Consider the following 17,007-nt stretch of genomic DNA (forward strand, 5'->3'; position numbering starts at 1 on the left):
GGGTCAAGCGGGAGCCGCGTCCACCACGATAAAGCTTATGCTGGTCCTGCCATTCCAGCGATCGGCGCGGAGGTGTCCGGCGAGGTGAAGCGGCGCGCCGCCGGCGGTCAGGAGGGTCTTGGCCAAGGCGTCGTCCTTGGCGCGGAACAGCATGGCTTTCAGGCGTCCGCCGGCCTCGCCCTCGACATAGGCGCGGATGGTGGTTTCGGTTCGGCCGATGCGGTCGGATTTGACGATGCGGGCGCGGGGGATGACGAAAACCGGCTCCTCGTTGCCCGCACCGAACGGGCCGATGCGCTCGATCTGGGCGGCGATGTCGGACGTGGCACCGGCGACGGCGATCGATCCCTCGATCGGCAGTTCCGCCGTGCTGGGCAGTGAGGCCGCGGCGGCGAGGCGGTCGCACAGGAAATTGCGCAGCGCGTCGATTCCGGTTGCCTCCAGCGTAAACCCGGCCGCCATGGCATGGCCGCCACCCTTGATGAGCAGGCCAGTCTGGTGCGCGGCGATGATCGCGGCGCCGAGATCGATGCCGGGAATCGAGCGGCCGGAGCCGGTCGCGCGTCCGGCCTCGATGCCGGCGACCAGGGCAGGGCGATTGAACGCCTCCTTGATCCGGCCGGCGACGATGCCCACGACGCCGGGATGCCACCCCTCACCGGCGATGACCGCGACGGCGGCGCCGGCCGTGAATTGCGCCTCGGCAAGGCGCATCGCTTCGTCGAGCAGGCCGGCCTCGACCGTCTGACGCTGGCGGTTGATGTCATCAAGCGTGCGGGCGAATGCGGTGGCACTGGCCTGATCCTCGGCGAGCAGGGTGCGCAGACCGAGATCGGATTCGGCGATGCGTCCGGCGGCGTTGATGCGCGGGCCGAGTACGAACCCGCAGGTCATCGCCCCCGGCGGCTCGCTGATCTGGGCGACCTCGAGCAGGGCGGCGATCCCGAGGCGCGTGCGGCGGCCCATGATTTTCAGGCCCTGGGCGACGAGGGCGCGGTTCAGCCCGGTGAGCGGCATCACGTCGCACACCGTGGCCAGGGCGACGAGATCGAGCATCGCGAGCAGGTCGGGTTCCTCGCGGTTTGCGAAAAAGCCGCGTTTGCGCAGGGTTCTTTGCGTGGCGATCAAGGTAAGGAACGCGACGGTGGCGGCGCAGACCGAGCCGAGGCCGGAGCGGTCGTCGAGCCGGTTGGGGTTGACGGTGGCCAGAATGTCCGGCGGTACGCCGTCGATTTTGTGGTGATCGAGAACGATGGCGTCGGCGATGCCGGCGAGTGAAGCCAGCGCCTCGTGCGCGGCAGCACCACAATCGACGCAGATGATCAAGCTGGCGCCTTGTGCCACGAGCGCGCGCAAAGCGGGGGCGTTCGGGCCATAGCCTTCGCGGATGCGGTCCGGCACGGTGTTGATGGTGGGCACGCCGAAGGCGCCGAGACCGAGCGTCATGATTGCCCCGCTGCACGCGCCATCGACGTCGTAATCGCCGAAAATACCGATAGTTTCGCCGTTCTGCACCGCGTTGGCGATGCGTGCGGCGGCTTTGTCCATGTCGGTCAGCACCGAGGGATCGGGCAGATAGGCACGCAGGGTGGGGTCGAGGAAATCCGCCGCGCGATCGACCGGAATGTCGCGCGCGGCGAGCAGCCTTCCGATCAGTTCAGGGGCGCCGGTGTGTTCGGCGATCGCCAGAGCCAGCCGGTCTTCCGCGTGGCGCCAGACCCAACGCCGGCCGGTGAGGCTGCGCGCGATGCCGAACGCCGCCTCCGCTCCGGTCAGGACGGCGTCCACGTCTTGGTTTCGAAATTATGATGTGCCTCGATATAGCGCACCGTCCCGGATTTCGAGCGCATGACGGTTGAATGGGTGATCGCGCCGTGACCGAACCGGCGCACGCCGCGCAGCATCGGGCCGGAGGTGACGCCGGTGGCGGCGAACATCACGTCGCCGCGCGCCATATCGGTGAGGGTGAAGATGCGGTTGGGGTCGGTGATGCCCATGTCGCGGGTGCGGGCGATCTGGGCGTCGTCGTCATACAGCAGACGACCTTGCATCTGGCCGCCGATGCAGCGCAGCGCCGCCGCCGCCAGCACGCCTTCCGGCGCGCCGCCCGAACCGATATAGAGATCGATCCCGGCGTCGGGCTGCGCGGTTGCGATCACGCCGGAGACGTCGCCGTCGCCGATCAGGGTGATGCGTGCGCCTGCCTCGCGGCATTTGGCGATGATTTCATCGTGGCGCGGGCGTTCCAGGGTGCAGACCATGAGGTCGGCAATGTCCCGCTTCTTGGCGCGGGCGAGGTTGCGCAGGTTTTCGATGACCGGCGCGTCGAGGACGACCACGCCGTCGGGCAGGCCGGGGCCGACCGCGATTTTGTCCATATAAATGTCGGGCGCGTGAAGGAAATTGCCGCGCTCGGCCAGCGCGATCACCGCGATCGCGTTGGGCGCGCCCTTGGCGGCGATCACCGTGCCTTCGAGCGGATCGACCGCGATGTCCATTTCCGGGCCGCCGGCGCCGACCCGCTCGCCGATATAAAGCATCGGAGCTTCGTCCATCTCGCCTTCGCCGATCACCACAATGCCACTGATCGCCACAGCGTCGAAGGCCTGGCGCATCGCGCCCACCGCCGCGCCATCGGCGCTGTTCTTGTCGCCACGGCCGATCCAGCGCGAGGCGGCGAGGGCGGCGGCCTCGGTCACCCGCACCAATTCGAGGGCGAGGTTGCGATCGGCGAGGGCGGGGTTTTTGTCATTGGGCATGATGAATATCCATCAAAATATCATTTAGATTCAGGCGGGTTCGATGCGGATCAGCGCCGGGGCTTCCAGCACCGAATCGAGGGCGGCGAGTTGATCGAGTGCTGCGCGCATCTCGCTTTCCCGCGTAATATGGGTGACCAGCACCACGGGCACCGCCTCGCCAGGGCTGCGGCCGTGCTGGAGCATCGATTCCAGCGAAATGCCGTGGTCGCGTAGAACCGCGGTGACATCCGCGATCACGCCCGGCTGATCGACCACCATGAGCCGCAGGAAATAGGCGCCGCGATGCGCGCCCATCGGCACCGACTTGCGGTTTTCCAGCGATGCCGTCACCACGCCGAGCATCGGGGTGTCACGCCCGCGCGCCAGATCGATCAGATCGGCGACCACGGCGGATGCGGTGGGCCCGGCGCCGGCACCGCGCCCGGCGAACACGATGGCGCCGACCGGATCGGCCTCGGCCACCACGGCGTTATTCACGCCATCGACATGGGCGAGCGGCGAGGCGAGAGGAACCATAGCCGGATGCACGCGGGTTTCGATGCCGGCCTCGGTCGCCCGCGCGATGCCGAGCAGCTTGATCCGGTAGCCAAGTTCTTCGGCGAAGGCGATGTCGAGCGCGCTGACCCGCCTGATGCCCTCCACATGCACGGCGGCGAAATCGACCTGCCTGCCGAAGGCGATGGCGGCCAGAATGGCCAGCTTATGGGCGGTATCCACCCCGTCGATGTCGAAGGAGGGATCGGCCTCGGCGTAGCCATGCGCCTGGGCGTCGGCCAGGACGGCGGCGAAATCGAGTTTTTCCTGCTGCATCCGCGAGAGGATGTAGTTGCAGGTGCCGTTGAAGATGCCGGTGACGCTGGCGACGCGATTGGCGGCGAGCCCCTCGCGCAACGCCTTGATCACCGGGATGCCGCCGGCGACCGCCGCCTCGAAGCGGATTTTCGCGCCACTCCGCTCGCAACGCGCCGCAAGAGTAGCCCCGTGCTCGGCGATCAGCGCCTTGTTGGCGGTGACCACCGGCTTACCGGCGTCGAGCGCGGACTCGACCAGCGCGCGGGCCGGGCCGTTCGCGCCGCCGATCAGTTCCACCACCACGTTGATCGCCGGGTCGCGCGCGAGGGCGATCGGATCATCGACCCAGCGCAGGCCATGGAGGGTGATGCCCCGGTCGCGCGAGTGGTCCCGCGCGGAGACGGCGACGACCTCGATCGGGCGACCGGCGCGGGCCGCGATGAGTGCCGCATTGTCGCGCAGCAGGCGCAGAACGCCGGCGCCGACCGTGCCGAGACCGGCGATGCCGACCGCCAAGGGTCTGGTCATGCGGTGACAGGCTCGACGGACGAAGGCGAAGCCGTGTTTCCGGGCGCCATGAAGCCGCGAATGTTGCGCACCGCCTGGCGCAGCCGGTGGGTGTTCTCGACCAGCGCGATGCGCACATGGCCGTCGCCATATTCGCCGAAGCCGATGCCGGGGGCGACCGCGACTTTCGCGTGCTCCAGCAGCAACTTCGAAAAATCGACCGAGCCGAGATGAGCGTAGCGCTCCGGGATCGGCGCCCAGGCGAACATCGAGCCGCGCGGAGTCGGCACATGCCATCCGGCCTGGGTAAGCCCCTTGATCAGCACGTCCCGCCGTTCGCGGTACAAGGCACGCATCTGATCGACGCAATCCTGTGGTCCGTTCAGCGCCGCCGTGGCCGCGACCTGGATTGGCGTGAACGCACCGTAATCGAGATAGGATTTCATTCGAGCGAGAGCGGAAATCAGCCGAGGATTACCGGCGGCGAAGCCCATGCGCCAGCCAGGCATGGAATAGGTTTTCGACATCGAGGTGAACTCGACGGTGATGTCTTTCGCGCCCTCGACCTGAAGCACCGATGGCGGAGGCTCGCTCTCGAAGTAGATTTCGGCATAGGCAAGGTCGGAAAGAATGAAGATTTCGTGCTTGCGGGCAAATGCGACGATGTTTTTATAGAAATCGAGCGTTGCCAGATATGCCGTTGGATTTGAAGGAAAATTTACGATCAGCGCGGTGGGTTTCGGCACCGAATGGCGGACCGCGCGGTCGAGCGCCCGCAGCATCTCGTCATCCGGCGTCGCGGGAACCGAGCGCACCGAGGCACCGGCGATGATGAACCCGAACTGGTGGATCGGGTAGGACGGGTTGGGCACCAGAATGGTGTCGCCAGGGCTGGTGATGGCGTTGGCGAGGTTGGCGAGGCCTTCCTTCGAGCCGAGGGTGGCGATGACTTCGGTGTCGGGGTTGAGCTTTACGCCGAATCGCCGGTCGTAATAGGCGGCCAGCGCACGGCGCAGACCGGGAATGCCCTTGCTGGTCGAATAGCGGTGGCTGCGTGGATCGGCCACGGTTTCGATCAGCTTGGCGACGATATGCGGAGGGGTCGGGCTGTCGGGATTGCCCATGCCGAGGTCGATGATATCCTCCCGCGCGGCCCGCGCGGCTGCCTTCGCCTGATTGACCTCGGCGAACACGTAGGGGGGCAGGCGGCGGATGCGATGGAATTCCTCGGTCATGACTTGTCCTAGGTGCGGCTCTGCGCGGGTTGCGGAGCGGAAGCGTATATCAATTGTGCGGCACCACCGCGACCCATCGAGAGAGCCTCGATCCGAATCGCGGATGCGGGGACACCGGCGCGCACCAGTTCGTTCGCGATCGCGGTCGCACGCAACATGGCGAGGTTCAGGCCGGCCGGGGTCTGACGGGGCGCGAAGCCGATCGCCGCGATGTCCGCCGCACCCCGGCGCGCCGCCAGTGCCCGCAGGATAGCGCGCTGCGAGCGCGGCAGGATCGCCTTACCGGGACGGAATCTGATCAATACCGGTTTCGCCCGCGGGGTTGCCGGTGGCTGAGGCGCGGACGGATGCGCGACGCCACCGGCGGGCGCGGACAGGGCGTTCTGACTGGTGTTCGCGGCCTCCAACTGGCCGCGAATCGAGCGCTGTAGGCGTGGTGAGAGCGGTGGCGGCTTCGGCGGGACCGAGGCGAGGTTGGGGTATGGCTCGTCAAGGCCGGGTGGTGGTGGTGGATTATGGGCGATCGCGCCGCCCTCGTAGCGGTGGAACACCGTGACCGGGTTCATGCTGGCACAGCCCGACAGAGCGAGCCCCAGTGCCAGAAGTGCCTTGCCGCGCAACTGGTGTCGGGGCAGGGTTTCAACCTTCGGCGATAAGACGGTATAGATCACATCGGCTCCTCGATCAGCGGGCCTCTTAGCTTAGCGCCTGCAAGCCGGAGCCGGAAGGAGCGCCTATGGCCGATCATCATCATCACGACGGCGGCGACGTCCGCCAGCCGGACCCCGCGGCTTATACCCGCACCATGGCCGATATCGGCGCGCGATCCCAGCGTATCGTCGGCGATTGGCTGAAGCGCCAATCGGAGGCGGGAATCGAGATCGATCCGCACAATATCGGCGGCGCCTTCATGGAAATGACCGCGAGGCTGATGGCCAATCCAAGCCGGCTGATCGAGGCGCAACTGGGGTTGTGGCAGGACTACATGACGCTGTGGCAGCATTCCGCCCGGCGTATGATGGGAATCGAGACGGCGCCGGTGGTGCCTTCCGATCCCAAGGATAAGCGTTTCCGCGACGAGGGCTGGCAGGACAACGAGGTTTTCGATTTTATCCGGCAAAGCTACCTGCTCTCCGCGCGCTTCGTACAAGACGTGGTGAAGCGGGTGGATGGGCTCGACCCGAAGACCGCGCAGAAGGTCGATTTCTATGCGCGTCAGTTCGTTGATGCGATGAGCCCGTCCAATTTCGTGATGACCAATCCGCAGGTGCTGCGCAAGACGATGGAAACCGGCGGGGAGAATCTTCTTCGCGGGCTGAACAATCTGCTGCGCGATCTGGAGGCCGGGCAGGGCCGGCTGCATATCCGCATGACCGATACCGAGGCGTTCTCGGTCGGTGGCAATATCGCGGTGACGCCGGGCAAGGTGGTGTTTCGCAACGCATTGCTGGAGCTGATCCAGTATGCCCCCGCGACCGAAACCGTATCGAAGACGCCGCTGGTGATCTTCCCGCCCTGGATCAACAAATTCTACATTCTCGATCTGCGACCGAACAACAGTTTCATCCGCTGGGCGGTGGAGCAGGGTCATACCGTGTTCGTGGCGAGTTGGGTGAACCCGGACGAGCAGTTGTCAGAGAAGGATTTCGGCGATTACATGAACGAGGGCGTGTTCGCCGCGCTCGATGCGATCGAGCGGGCGACCGGCGAACGGGGCGTGAACGCGATCGGCTATTGCCTGGGCGGCACACTGCTCGCCTCGACGTTGGCGGTGATGGCGCGGCGTGGCGACAAACGCATCAAATCCGCGACGTTTCTGGTGACGCTGACCGATTTTGCCGATGCCGGCGAACTCGGCGTGTTCATCGACGAAGAACAGTTACGCAACCTGGAAGACCGAATGAACCAGCGCGGCTATCTTGAAGGCGCGGAGATGTCGGCAACCTTCAACATGCTGCGGGCGAACGATCTGATCTGGAGTTTCGTGGTCAACAACTATCTGCTCGGCAACGAGGCGTTTCCGTTCGACCTGCTCTACTGGAATTCGGACGCGACGCGGATGCCGGCGGCGATGCATTCGTTTTACTTACGAAATATGTATCAGAAGAATCTTCTGGTCCAGCCGAATGCGCTGACCCTCGACAATACCCCGGTCGATCTGCGGAACATCACGATCCCGGTCTATTTCCTGTCCTGTCGCGAGGATCACATCGCGCCCTGGGCCAGCACCTACAAGGCGACCCAGATCATGGCGGGGCCGAAGCGCTTCGTGCTTGCGGCTTCGGGGCATATCGCCGGTGTGGTCAATCCGCCCGGCGGCGGCAAATACAATCATTTCGTTAACAATTCTTTGCCGGAGACGGGGCAGGACTGGCTCGTGGGAGCGACGGAGGTTGCCGGCTCCTGGTGGCCGGACTGGCAGCATTGGATCGGGGCACGGGAGAAAAAGCAGGTTCCGGCGCGCATTCCCGGCGATGGCAACCTCACCCCGCTGGCCGACGCGCCGGGTGAGTATGTGAAAGTGCGCTCTGCTTGATTGGTCCCGGCCGGCCGGAGGGTCGGGCTGTCGTGATGGTGCTTCCCGCGCGCGAGGGGTTCGGGCCGGAGCGGGCGGGCGCGATCGCGATGGTCGTCCGCCGCCTCGCCTTAGCCAGCCATGCGCGAGTGATCGGCGGAGCGCAGGCAGATGCGACCTACCAGGACATTATTTTTGAAGCGGTCTCGGGCCGGTCGCCGCTCATTTACGGGCTCGGCGTAATCCGCCGGTTGCGGGTGCTGAGCCCCACGATTATCGAGGTGCATCAGCAACCGCGACTCGCGCGCGCGATCGCCTGGGCACTGCCGAACGCGCGGGTGCTGCTGTTCCTGCACAACGAACCGCTGACCATGCGCGGGCTGCGCAATGTCGCGGCACGGCGGCGCACCCTTGCCTCATTGCATCGCGTGGTCTGCGTGTCGGAGCATTTGCGCGCAAGCTTCGCGAGCGGGCTTTCGGAGACGAGCAATCTCGTCGTGTTGCCGAATCCGCTGACTCTCGCGGAACTGCCGCCGCGCGCGGCGATCCGTTCTCCTGAAATCCTGTTCGCTGGGCGGATCGTCGAGAACAAGGGCATTGCCGATTTCATTGCCGCCTGCGCGGCAACTCTGCCATCATTGTGTGGCTGGTCCGCGCGGATCATTGGCGGCGACCGTTTCGGGTCCGGTAGCCCGGAAACGCCCTATGTCGGTGCGATGCGCAAGGCCGCGCGCGATGCCGGCATCAGGTTCGAGGGTTATCGTCCGCACGCGGCGGTTCTGGCCGCGATGGCGGAGGTCGCGATCGTGGTGGTGCCGAGCCGCTGGCCGGAACCGTTCGGCCTGACCGCGCTGGAGGCGATGGCGAGCGGGGCGGCGTTGATCGTGAGCCGCACCGGGGGCCTGTTGGAGGTTGCCGGTGAGGCGGCGCGCTATGTTCCGCCCGGCGATGTGGCGGCGCTCGCAGCGGCGATCGGCGATCTCGCGACCCACGACGCGGCTCGCGCGGCGCTGGCCAGCGCCGGGATCGCCCGTGCCGCGCAATTTGATACGGCGATCATCAAAGCGCGATTGCAGGCGTTGCGCGGCGTCGAATCGTCGGTATGACCGCCCGATGATCCAAAAGCGCCTATCTCTAAAAAATTTGGCTCTCGCCGCCGCGTTGATCGTGCCGCTCTGCCTGCTTTATGCCCGTGCGGGCGCCGAATTCGCGATCGGTATCGTCGATATCCTGTTTTTCGCGGAGTCGGTGCGACGGCGCGACTGGGCCTGGGCGCGCGCGCCGTGGTTCGTCATCGGGCTGATCTGGTGGGCGGCGGAACTCATCTGCTCCGCGCCGATCCCGGCATTGGGGCTTGGCGCGGCGGGATGGAAGTCGTTTACCCAGGCACTCGTGCTGATCCGGCTTCTGGTTTTCGCCGTCGCCCTGGGCACCTGGGTGCTCGACACGGCCCCGGCGCGAGCGCGGTTCTGGGCGGTGATCGCCGCATGCGAGGCGTGGATTTTCCTGCAAAGCTGGCAGCAGGAAATCCTCGGCGTGAATATTTTCGGCGCCCATCGCTGGCCGGATGGCGCGTTGACCGGACCGTTCTGGGCACCGCGCGCCGGACCTCCCTATGCGCATCTGCTGTTTCTCGCCCTGTTGCCGGTGATTGCAGCACTTCTGACCCGGCGCAGCACCGCGGCACGGCTCGGCGCTGCCGTGCTGGGCGTTCTCGGCTTTGCGACCGCGCTGATTATCGGCCAGCGGATGCCGTTTCTGCTCGCGGGGCTCGGGCTTGCGGTCGCGGCGCTGATGTTCCGCCCGATCCGGCTGCCCGCGATCGCGCTCGGCGTGCTGGCGCTGCTTGCGATTCCGGCGCTGCGCGTCGTCTCAAAGCCGAGTTTCGACAAGCTTGTGGTCGAGACCAGCCATCAGGTGGGCAATTTCGCGAAAAGCCCATATGGCGAACTTTATACCCGTGCCGCCGTGATGATCGGGCGGTCGCCCTGGCACGGCTACGGGTTCAACGGGTTCCTGTATTTCTGCAAGCAGCCACGGTTCGATGGTGGCCTGCCCGCGCTCGGCATCGGCCCGACCTCGCTCAAGCGCGGCGCGTGCAATATCCATCCTCATAACTTCTATCTCCAGGCCGGAGTCGATGCCGGGATTGGCGGGATGGCGCTGTTCGCGGCCCTGAACATCGCATGGCTTCTGGCGCTGGGGCGCGGCCTGACGCGGCGCGCGGAGCCGATGCGGTTGGGCGCCTTCATCGGCGTGCTCACCTACGCATGGCCGCTCGCCTCGACCGACAATTTCGCCGTGCTGCCGATGGCCGGATGGCTGTTCGTCATGCTCGGGCTGGGGCTCGCCCTGGTAAAGTCTAGCTTGTCCGAACCGGCGTTCCTATATTCGGAGCGACAATGCGAATTTTCAGCCATAGGACCTTTTTCATGACGGATCTTGTGCCGGTTACCGTGCTCACCGGCTTTCTTGGTGCCGGAAAGACCACGCTGCTCAACCGGATTCTCACCGAACAGCACGGCAAGCGCTACGCCGTGGTGATCAATGAGTTCGGTGAACGCGGCGTCGATAACGACCTTGTGGTCGATACCGACGAGGAAGTGTTCGAAATGAACAATGGCTGCATCTGCTGCACGGTGCGCGGCGATCTGATCCGCATCATCGGCGGGCTGATGAAGCGGCGCGATAAATTCGACGGAATTATCGTGGAGACCACTGGGCTCGCCAATCCCGCGCCGGTCGCGCAAACTTTTTTCGTCGATGAGGATGTGAAGGCGAAGACGCGGCTGGACGCGATCGTTACCGTTGTGGATGCGAAGTATCTGCCCGCCCGGCTGCGCGACAGCCATGAGGCGCAGGACCAGATCGCCTTCGCCGATGTGATCGTGCTGAACAAGCTCGATCTTGTCTCGCCCGAGGAACTTGCCGAGGTCGAGGCACAGATCCGCACGATCAACCGCTTCGCTGAAATCCATCATGCGACCCGTGCTGACGTTCCAGCCGACAAACTGCTTGGCATCAATGCGTTCGACCTGAACCGGGTTCTGCAATCGGTGCCTGATTTCCTCGACGACGATGCTCACACCCATGACGAGCACATGACCAGCATCAGTCTTGCCACGAAAACCCCACTCGATGCCGAAAAATTCAACGCCTGGATCGGTGGTGTGCTGGCGACCCAGGGCCAGGACATTCTGCGCACCAAGGGTATTCTCGATTTCACCGGCGAGGATCGGCGCTTCGCCTTCCAGGCCGTTCATATGATGGCCGATGGCGATTATATCGGGAGGTGGAAACCGGACGAGGCGCGCGAAAGCCGCATCGTGTTCATCGGCCGCGACCTCAACCGCCCGCAATTGCGGCGCGGCTTCGAGAGTTGCGTCGCCGCATGAGCGGGCTGCTCGATGCTAACGAGATGCTCGACAAACGCGGCGTCAGTGCCACGTTCGACGCTTTCGTCACCGGAGCCTGCTTCGATCGGGCGGGACGATATTTTACCGCTTCGCTCGGCGACGGACGTGTCGTGGTTCGTGACGTTATCGCCGGGAGCTGGACGGATCACGCGATGCACGACGGCGCGGTGCTCGCGATCGCCCCCGACATCGATGCGCATGGTGTCCTCACCGGCGGCGATGACGGCAGGCTACGCCGCCTCGATCCGGTCAGTGGGATTGCGTTGGATATTGCATCCTACGGGATGAAATGGGTCGAGCATGTCGCGAGTATCGCCGACCGCCGCGCACCGGTCCGCGCGGCTGCCGTCGGGCGCAATATTCTGCTCCTCGACGGGCAGGGGGGATTGGTCCGAATCCTTACGCATCCGTCCACTGTTTCGGGAATTGCATTCGATACGAAAGGTCGACGCATCGCCGCATCGCACTATAACGGCGCCTCTGTCTGGTTCGTGCGCTCGGACAACGCGAAGCCGCAGGTTTTCGAATGGAAGGGCAGCCATATCGGCATCGCTCTTCACCCCGATCTTGCGGCGGTGGCGACCGCCATGCAGGAAAACGCGCTGCACGGCTGGCGTTTGCCTGACGGTCAGCACATGCGCATGAGCGGCTACCCGGCGAAGCCGGAATCGATCGGGTTCACCCGTTCGGGCAAATGGCTCGCGAGTGCTGGTGCCGAGGCGATCGTGCTCTGGCCGTTCTTCGGCGGTGGACCGATGGGCAAGGTTCCCCTCGAACTCGCCGCCGGCGAGACCATCATCAAGCGTGTCGCCTGTCATCCGCAGCACGAGGTGGTCGCAGCGGGTTACGCCGACGGTTCGGTGATTGTTGCCGATATCGCCCGCGAGCGCATCCTATCAATCGCAGCACCCGGACGTGGTGCGATTTCCGCGCTTGGTTGGAGCGCAGACGGTGCCTATCTAGGCTTCGGCACCGGGACGGGATTTATCGCGGTTGTCGATTTTTCAAGGAAGGATTGAGATGACCAAGATTGCGACGGTCGGCGCGAACGGTCTCGCGATGCCCAAGCTTGGACTCGGCACTTGGCGGATGAGCGGCAAGGAGTGCCAGACGAGCATCGCCCGCGCTTTGGCACTCGGATATCGCCATATCGATACGGCCGAAATGTATAACAACGAAGCGGCGGTGGGTGCCGGTATCGAGGCCAGCGGCATTCCCCGCGGCGAGATTTTTCTGACAACCAAGGTATGGTACGAAAATCTCGCACCGGACGCGATTCGCCGCGCCATCGAATCGAGTCTTGCCAAACTGCGCACCAGCTACGTCGATCTCTATTTGATTCACTGGCCGTCAGCCTCGATGAATCTTCCGGCGGCGCTCGAGACCATGGCGCATCTGAAATGCGAAGGCACGGTCAAACATTTTGGCGTCGCGAACTTCACCGTGGCTTTGCTGTGTCAGGCAGCCGAGATAATCGGCGCCGAAATCGCCTGCAATCAGATCGAATATCACGTCTTGCTCGATCAGAGTGCAGTACTCGACTACGCGCGGCGCCACGGCATTGTGGTGACCGCCTATTGTCCGCTGGCGCAGGGTCGCCTCAGTGATTATGATGGCCTCGCCGGGATTGCCACGAAACATGGCGTAACCCCGGCACAGATCGCACTGAAATGGCTGCTCGATCAGGACGGTGTGGCGGCAATCCCCAAGGCGACGCGGGCCGAGAGCCAGCAGGCCAATCTCGCCGCACTCGATATCGTGCTCGACGACGAGGATCGTTCGGTGATCGCGTCTTTGCCCAAGACTCAACGTTGTGTCGATCCCGGTTTCGCACCGCAATGGGATAGGGTAGCCTGATCAGGTTGAACCGGTAAGCAGAACGAGATCGTCGCGATGCACGATCTCGTCCCTGCCGCGCCAACCGAGCAGCGTTTCGATTTCATCGGTACGATGTCTTGCGATCAGCCGTGAATCGGCGCTGGAATAGGCGACGAGTCCGCGTGCTAGCACAATGGCATCCGGTCCGACTATGTCTACAGGGTCGCCGCGTTCGAAATCCCCGGTGACACCGTTAACGCCGGCGGGCAGCAAAGATGATCCGCGTGTGATCGCACGCGCCGCCCCGGCGTCAACCGCTAGCTGTCCCATCGGTGCAAGCGAGCCAGCGATCCAGCGCTTGCGCGCCGATCGGCCACCGGGTTGCGGCAGAAACCAAGTGCAACGAGCTCCAGCCTGCAAGCTGGCGAGCGGGTGTTCGACATGGCCAAGCGCGATCGCCATGGCGCAACCGGCCTGGGTCGCTATCCGCGCCGCGACCAGTTTGGTTCGCATTCCGCCCGAGGAGTAACCGGGCGGCGGCGCACCGCCCATCGCTTCGATATCCGATGTGATCGCCTCGATCACCGGCAAATGCCGCGCGGCCGGATCGCGTTTCGGATCGGCGGTGTAGAGTCCGTCGATATCCGAGAACAGTACGAGCTGATCCGCCCCGACCATCTCGGCGACGCGCCCGGCCAGCCGGTCGTTGTCGCCGAAGCGGATTTCACCGGTTGCTACTGAATCGTTCTCGTTGATCACCGGAATCGTATTGAGTTCGAGCAGGGTGCGCAGCGTTGCGCGGGCATTGAGGTAGCGGCGCCGATCCTCGGTATCGCCGAGGGTGAGCAGCAATTGCGCGGCGATCAGGCCGTGAGCCGAGAGGGCCTCACTCCATGCCTGCGCCAACCGGATCTGTCCCACCGAGGCAGCCGCCTGCTTTTCCTCAAGGCGCAGGCGTTTCTGGGTCAGGCCAAGCTGCCGGCGCGCGATCGCGATCGCTCCCGAGGATACTACGATCACTCCTACGCCACGCGCGCGCAGTGCCGCGATGTCGGCAGCCATCCCGTTCAGCCAGGAGGAGCGCGGAGTCGCCGCCTCGGGATCGACGATGAGCGTGCTGCCGATCTTCACCACCAGCAATTTTGCGCCGGCCAGAGAAGGGGACACACGCGGCGCGATCATTTCCGGTGTTCGGCGATCATGGCGAACGTTTCCCGCAACACCACGTCAACGCCTTGCCGCGCTGCCGCCGATATCACCATCACCTGCCGGCCGGAAGCGCGGGCGAGGGCGGTGCGGCGGGCGGATATTTCGCGGGGGGTCATCGCGTCCATCTTGTTGAGCACAAGCAATTCGGGTTTGGCCGAAAGGCCCGCGCCATAGGCGTCGAGCTCCGCGCGGATCGTGCGCCAGGCATCGACCACGCCGCCCGCCGCGCCATCAATCAGGTGGATCAGCGCGGCGCAGCGTTCGACGTGGCCGAGAAACCGATCACCCAGCCCGGCGCCTTCGTGCGCACCCTCGATCAGGCCGGGAATGTCGGCGAGCACGAATTCCTCGGTCATCGACAGGCGCACCACTCCGAGCTGGGGATGCAGCGTGGTGAACGGGTAATCGGCGATTTTCGGCCGAGCGGCTGAGGCAGCGGCAAGGAACGTCGATTTGCCGGCATTGGGCAGCCCGACCAGTCCGGCGTCGGCGATCAGCTTCAACCGCAGCCAAACCCAGCGTTCCTCGCCGGGCCAGCCGGGATCGGCGCGGCGCGGCGCGCGGTTGGTCGAGGTTTTGAACATCGTGTTGCCATGCCCGCCGTCGCCGCCGCGCAGCAGAACGATACGCTTGCCCGGAGCATCAAGGTCGGCGAGCAGGGTTTCGCGGTCGTCGTCGAGGATTTGGGTGCCGATCGGCACCTTGATGAGCAGGGTGGGGGCGGCAGCGCCGGTGCAATCGCGCCCCGCGCCGTTGCCACCCTTGCGAGCGCGGAAATGTTGGGTGTAGCGGAAGTCGATCAGCGTATTGAGGTTCTCGACCGCCTCGAACACGATGTCGCCGCCTCGTCCGCCATTGCCGCCATCGGGGCCGCCGAACTCGATATATTTCTCGCGCCGGAACGCGACCACGCCGTTGCCGCCGTCGCCCGAACGCAGATAGATCTTGGCCTGGTCGAGGAATTTCATGGCATTGCACAGACAAAAAAGGCCGGCGCGAGCCGGCCTTCCCTGTCCTGGTCCGGGACCGCCTTATTCGGCCGCGATCGGCATCGGCTCGACCGACACATGGACCCGACCCTCACCTTTACGCTGGAACTTCACGCGCCCATCGACCAGGGCGAAGATCGTATGATCCCGCCCGAGGCCGACATTGGTGCCTGGCTTCACCTTGGTGCCGCGCTGGCGAATGATGATGTTTCCGGCAACGACCTGTTCGTCGCCGAATTTCTTGACGCCGAGTCGGCGCCCCGCGGAATCGCGGCCGTTGCGCGATGAACCGCCGGCTTTTTTATGAGCCATTGAAAAACTCCTCTCTCAGGCCGCGTTGATGCCGGAAACGCGCAGCACGGTAATGGGCTGGCGATGGCCGTTCTTGCGGCGGCTGTTCTGCCGGCGGCGCTTCTTGAAGATGATAACCGTGTCAAGCCGGTCCTGCGCGATGACCGTTGCCGTCACGGTCGCACCATCGACGTTGGGCTTGCCAAGGGTGACACCGGCATCGCTGCCGACGGCGAGGATATCGGTGAAGGTGATGGTACTGCCCGCTTCGGCTTCGAGCTTCTCCACCTTGAGCACCGCGTCCGGCATGACGCGATATTGTTTTCCGCCGGTGCGGATCACTGCGAACATCGGTAAGGTCCAATTCTATCTGCAACGCCGCGCGGGCGGACAAAACAACACAGCGCGAGACCTTTCGGAATCGCGGCGATGTCAGGCTTATAGTCGGCCCGCCCGAACTGTCAATTGACGCAGTCCGTTCCATGCGCATGAGGTTGCCTGGCGCAAAGGCTCCGCCTATAACGCCCGCCGACGCGGAGAGGTGCCGGAGTGGTCGATCGGGACGGTCTCGAAAACCGTTGTACCTTCACGGGTACCGTGGGTTCGAATCCCACCCTCTCCGCCAGACCTGTCTTTCAAGCCATTGAAAAGATTAACAAATAAATCGTTACGGACGCGGCGGGTGACAATAGGTAGGACATTCCCGGCGCGAATTGTGCCGAATGATGGCGCAGCGAAACGGATTGCTCGCGGTTGCGTGATCGCGTGTTACAGGTCGTCGGGACGCAACCCGGTAGGCTTCGCGCCCGGTAGGCTTCGCGCCCGGTAGGCTTCGCGCCCGGTAGGCTTCGCGATCCGTTCAAAAGCGCGGAGAACGCGGCGCGCTTTCGGTGTCGGCCATGGTGTCACGCGGCGGCAAAAAAGGGCTCGGCCTCGCCATGCTCGATCCGCTCGGCCAGCACGCTGCGGGCATTGGTTGCAGCGGAGCGGTGTAACGGCAGTCGATACCGCGAAATTGGCCGCCGTGACCCTCGCTGAACCGCTCTTGCGCGACGGGCGATACCACCAATAGGATGCCCGATCCCCGCAAGCCCTATTTCCCAGACAACAGGTTGCTCAATCAGGTTATGGCGTCGTCGGTGGTACAATACCTTTATTGAGTGATGTTTCAAGATACAGCGAAATAGCAGCAGCAGAGATAGTGCTCAAAGGATGGGTCGAGCAATAGCCCATTATATAATTAGTTTGCGCTGTCACCGAATTCCCAGCCCTAGTTAGATCGATCTGACGTATGGTACCTAGTGATGTGTGTATTGGCACTCTCGCAGCATAATTAAGCGCAGTCACAAAGCCCCCAATCCAAAACTCAAGAACTATTATATTTCGTGTCGGATGTTGCAGATAGTATAAACCGAATCGTGCGCACGTCTCAACTCCGAGACCCTCAGACCCAAAACTAGGTTGATGTGGCTG

Annotated in this window: 15 protein-coding genes and 1 tRNA gene; 7 read left to right on the forward strand and 9 right to left on the reverse strand. The window is 64.2% G+C overall.

Annotated elements, in window-relative coordinates; translation table 11 throughout:
• Positions 1 to 3: 3 nt before the first annotated feature.
• The 5 genes from recJ to L2A60_RS13975 are packed head-to-tail and all read right to left on the reverse strand — an operon-like array spanning position 4 to position 5,967.
• Positions 4 to 1,788, reverse strand: a complete 1,785-nt coding sequence (gene recJ / locus L2A60_RS13955; protein ID WP_235705047.1) for a single-stranded-DNA-specific exonuclease RecJ — start codon at positions 1,786 to 1,788, stop codon at positions 4 to 6.
• Entirely contained in the window at positions 1,773 to 2,759 is a 987-nt protein-coding gene (glpX, locus tag L2A60_RS13960; RefSeq protein WP_235705048.1) for a class II fructose-bisphosphatase, read from the reverse strand. The genes recJ and glpX overlap by 16 nt, the downstream gene beginning before the upstream one ends.
• A gap of 30 nt (positions 2,760 to 2,789) precedes the next feature.
• Positions 2,790 to 4,082 (reverse strand): homoserine dehydrogenase, encoded by a 1,293-nt coding sequence (locus tag L2A60_RS13965; RefSeq protein ID WP_235705049.1) that lies wholly within the window; start codon positions 4,080 to 4,082, stop codon positions 2,790 to 2,792.
• Positions 4,079 to 5,296, reverse strand: coding sequence for an LL-diaminopimelate aminotransferase (locus L2A60_RS13970; protein WP_235705050.1), 1,218 nt, complete (start codon positions 5,294 to 5,296; stop codon positions 4,079 to 4,081). Before L2A60_RS13970 ends, L2A60_RS13965 begins: the two co-directional genes overlap by 4 nt.
• Positions 5,297 to 5,304: 8 nt before the next feature.
• Positions 5,305 to 5,967 (reverse strand): OmpA family protein, encoded by a 663-nt coding sequence (locus L2A60_RS13975; RefSeq protein WP_235705051.1) that lies wholly within the window; start codon positions 5,965 to 5,967, stop codon positions 5,305 to 5,307.
• A 65-nt stretch (positions 5,968 to 6,032) separates the two neighbouring features.
• On the opposite strand from L2A60_RS13975, the gene L2A60_RS13980 reads away from it, so the two are divergent.
• The 6 genes from L2A60_RS13980 to L2A60_RS14005 are packed head-to-tail and all read left to right on the forward strand — an operon-like array spanning position 6,033 to position 13,084.
• The gene (locus L2A60_RS13980) at positions 6,033 to 7,832 is read left to right on the forward strand and encodes a PHA/PHB synthase family protein (RefSeq protein ID WP_235705052.1); all 1,800 of its coding nucleotides are present in this window, start codon (positions 6,033 to 6,035) and stop codon (positions 7,830 to 7,832) included.
• Between the two features lie 35 nt (positions 7,833 to 7,867).
• Positions 7,868 to 8,917 (forward strand): glycosyltransferase family 4 protein, encoded by a 1,050-nt coding sequence (locus L2A60_RS13985; protein ID WP_235705080.1) that lies wholly within the window; start codon positions 7,868 to 7,870, stop codon positions 8,915 to 8,917.
• 37 nt (positions 8,918 to 8,954) lie between these two features.
• Entirely contained in the window at positions 8,955 to 10,247 is a 1,293-nt protein-coding gene (locus L2A60_RS13990; RefSeq protein WP_235705053.1) for an O-antigen ligase family protein, read from the forward strand.
• A complete protein-coding gene (locus tag L2A60_RS13995; protein WP_235705054.1) occupies positions 10,244 to 11,206 on the forward strand; it encodes a CobW family GTP-binding protein in 963 nt (320 codons plus the stop codon). The genes L2A60_RS13990 and L2A60_RS13995 overlap by 4 nt, the downstream gene beginning before the upstream one ends.
• On the forward strand, positions 11,203 to 12,246 hold the full coding sequence (locus tag L2A60_RS14000) for a WD40 repeat domain-containing protein (RefSeq protein WP_235705056.1): 1,044 nt from the start codon (positions 11,203 to 11,205) through the stop codon (positions 12,244 to 12,246). The genes L2A60_RS13995 and L2A60_RS14000 overlap by 4 nt, the downstream gene beginning before the upstream one ends.
• A 1-nt stretch (position 12,247) precedes the next feature.
• Positions 12,248 to 13,084: an aldo/keto reductase gene (locus tag L2A60_RS14005; protein WP_235705058.1), complete on the forward strand. Its 837-nt coding sequence runs from the start codon at positions 12,248 to 12,250 to the stop codon at positions 13,082 to 13,084.
• Here L2A60_RS14005 and proB read toward each other — a convergent pair whose 3' ends face one another.
• The 4 genes from proB to rplU form a co-directional block, all read right to left on the reverse strand.
• The gene (gene proB, locus L2A60_RS14010) at positions 13,085 to 14,227 is read right to left on the reverse strand and encodes a glutamate 5-kinase (RefSeq protein ID WP_235705060.1); all 1,143 of its coding nucleotides are present in this window, start codon (positions 14,225 to 14,227) and stop codon (positions 13,085 to 13,087) included. It lies immediately after the preceding gene.
• Positions 14,224 to 15,222 carry a GTPase ObgE gene (obgE, locus tag L2A60_RS14015; RefSeq protein ID WP_235705061.1) on the reverse strand — a complete coding sequence of 333 codons (999 nt, stop codon included), beginning with the start codon at positions 15,220 to 15,222 and terminating at the stop codon, positions 14,224 to 14,226. The genes proB and obgE overlap by 4 nt, the downstream gene beginning before the upstream one ends.
• 63 nt (positions 15,223 to 15,285) lie before the next feature.
• Positions 15,286 to 15,555 carry a 50S ribosomal protein L27 gene (rpmA, locus tag L2A60_RS14020; protein WP_235705062.1) on the reverse strand — a complete coding sequence of 90 codons (270 nt, stop codon included), beginning with the start codon at positions 15,553 to 15,555 and terminating at the stop codon, positions 15,286 to 15,288.
• A gap of 15 nt (positions 15,556 to 15,570) precedes the next feature.
• Positions 15,571 to 15,885: a 50S ribosomal protein L21 gene (rplU, locus tag L2A60_RS14025; protein WP_235705063.1), complete on the reverse strand. Its 315-nt coding sequence runs from the start codon at positions 15,883 to 15,885 to the stop codon at positions 15,571 to 15,573.
• Between the two features lie 184 nt (positions 15,886 to 16,069).
• On the opposite strand from rplU, the gene L2A60_RS14030 reads away from it, so the two are divergent.
• A tRNA-Ser gene (locus tag L2A60_RS14030) sits at positions 16,070 to 16,159 on the forward strand.
• Positions 16,160 to 17,007: the final 848 nt, after the last annotated feature.

The sequence above is a fragment of the Acidiphilium iwatense genome (assembly GCF_021556475.1).
GTDB lineage: Bacteria > Pseudomonadota > Alphaproteobacteria > Acetobacterales > Acetobacteraceae > Acidiphilium > Acidiphilium iwatense.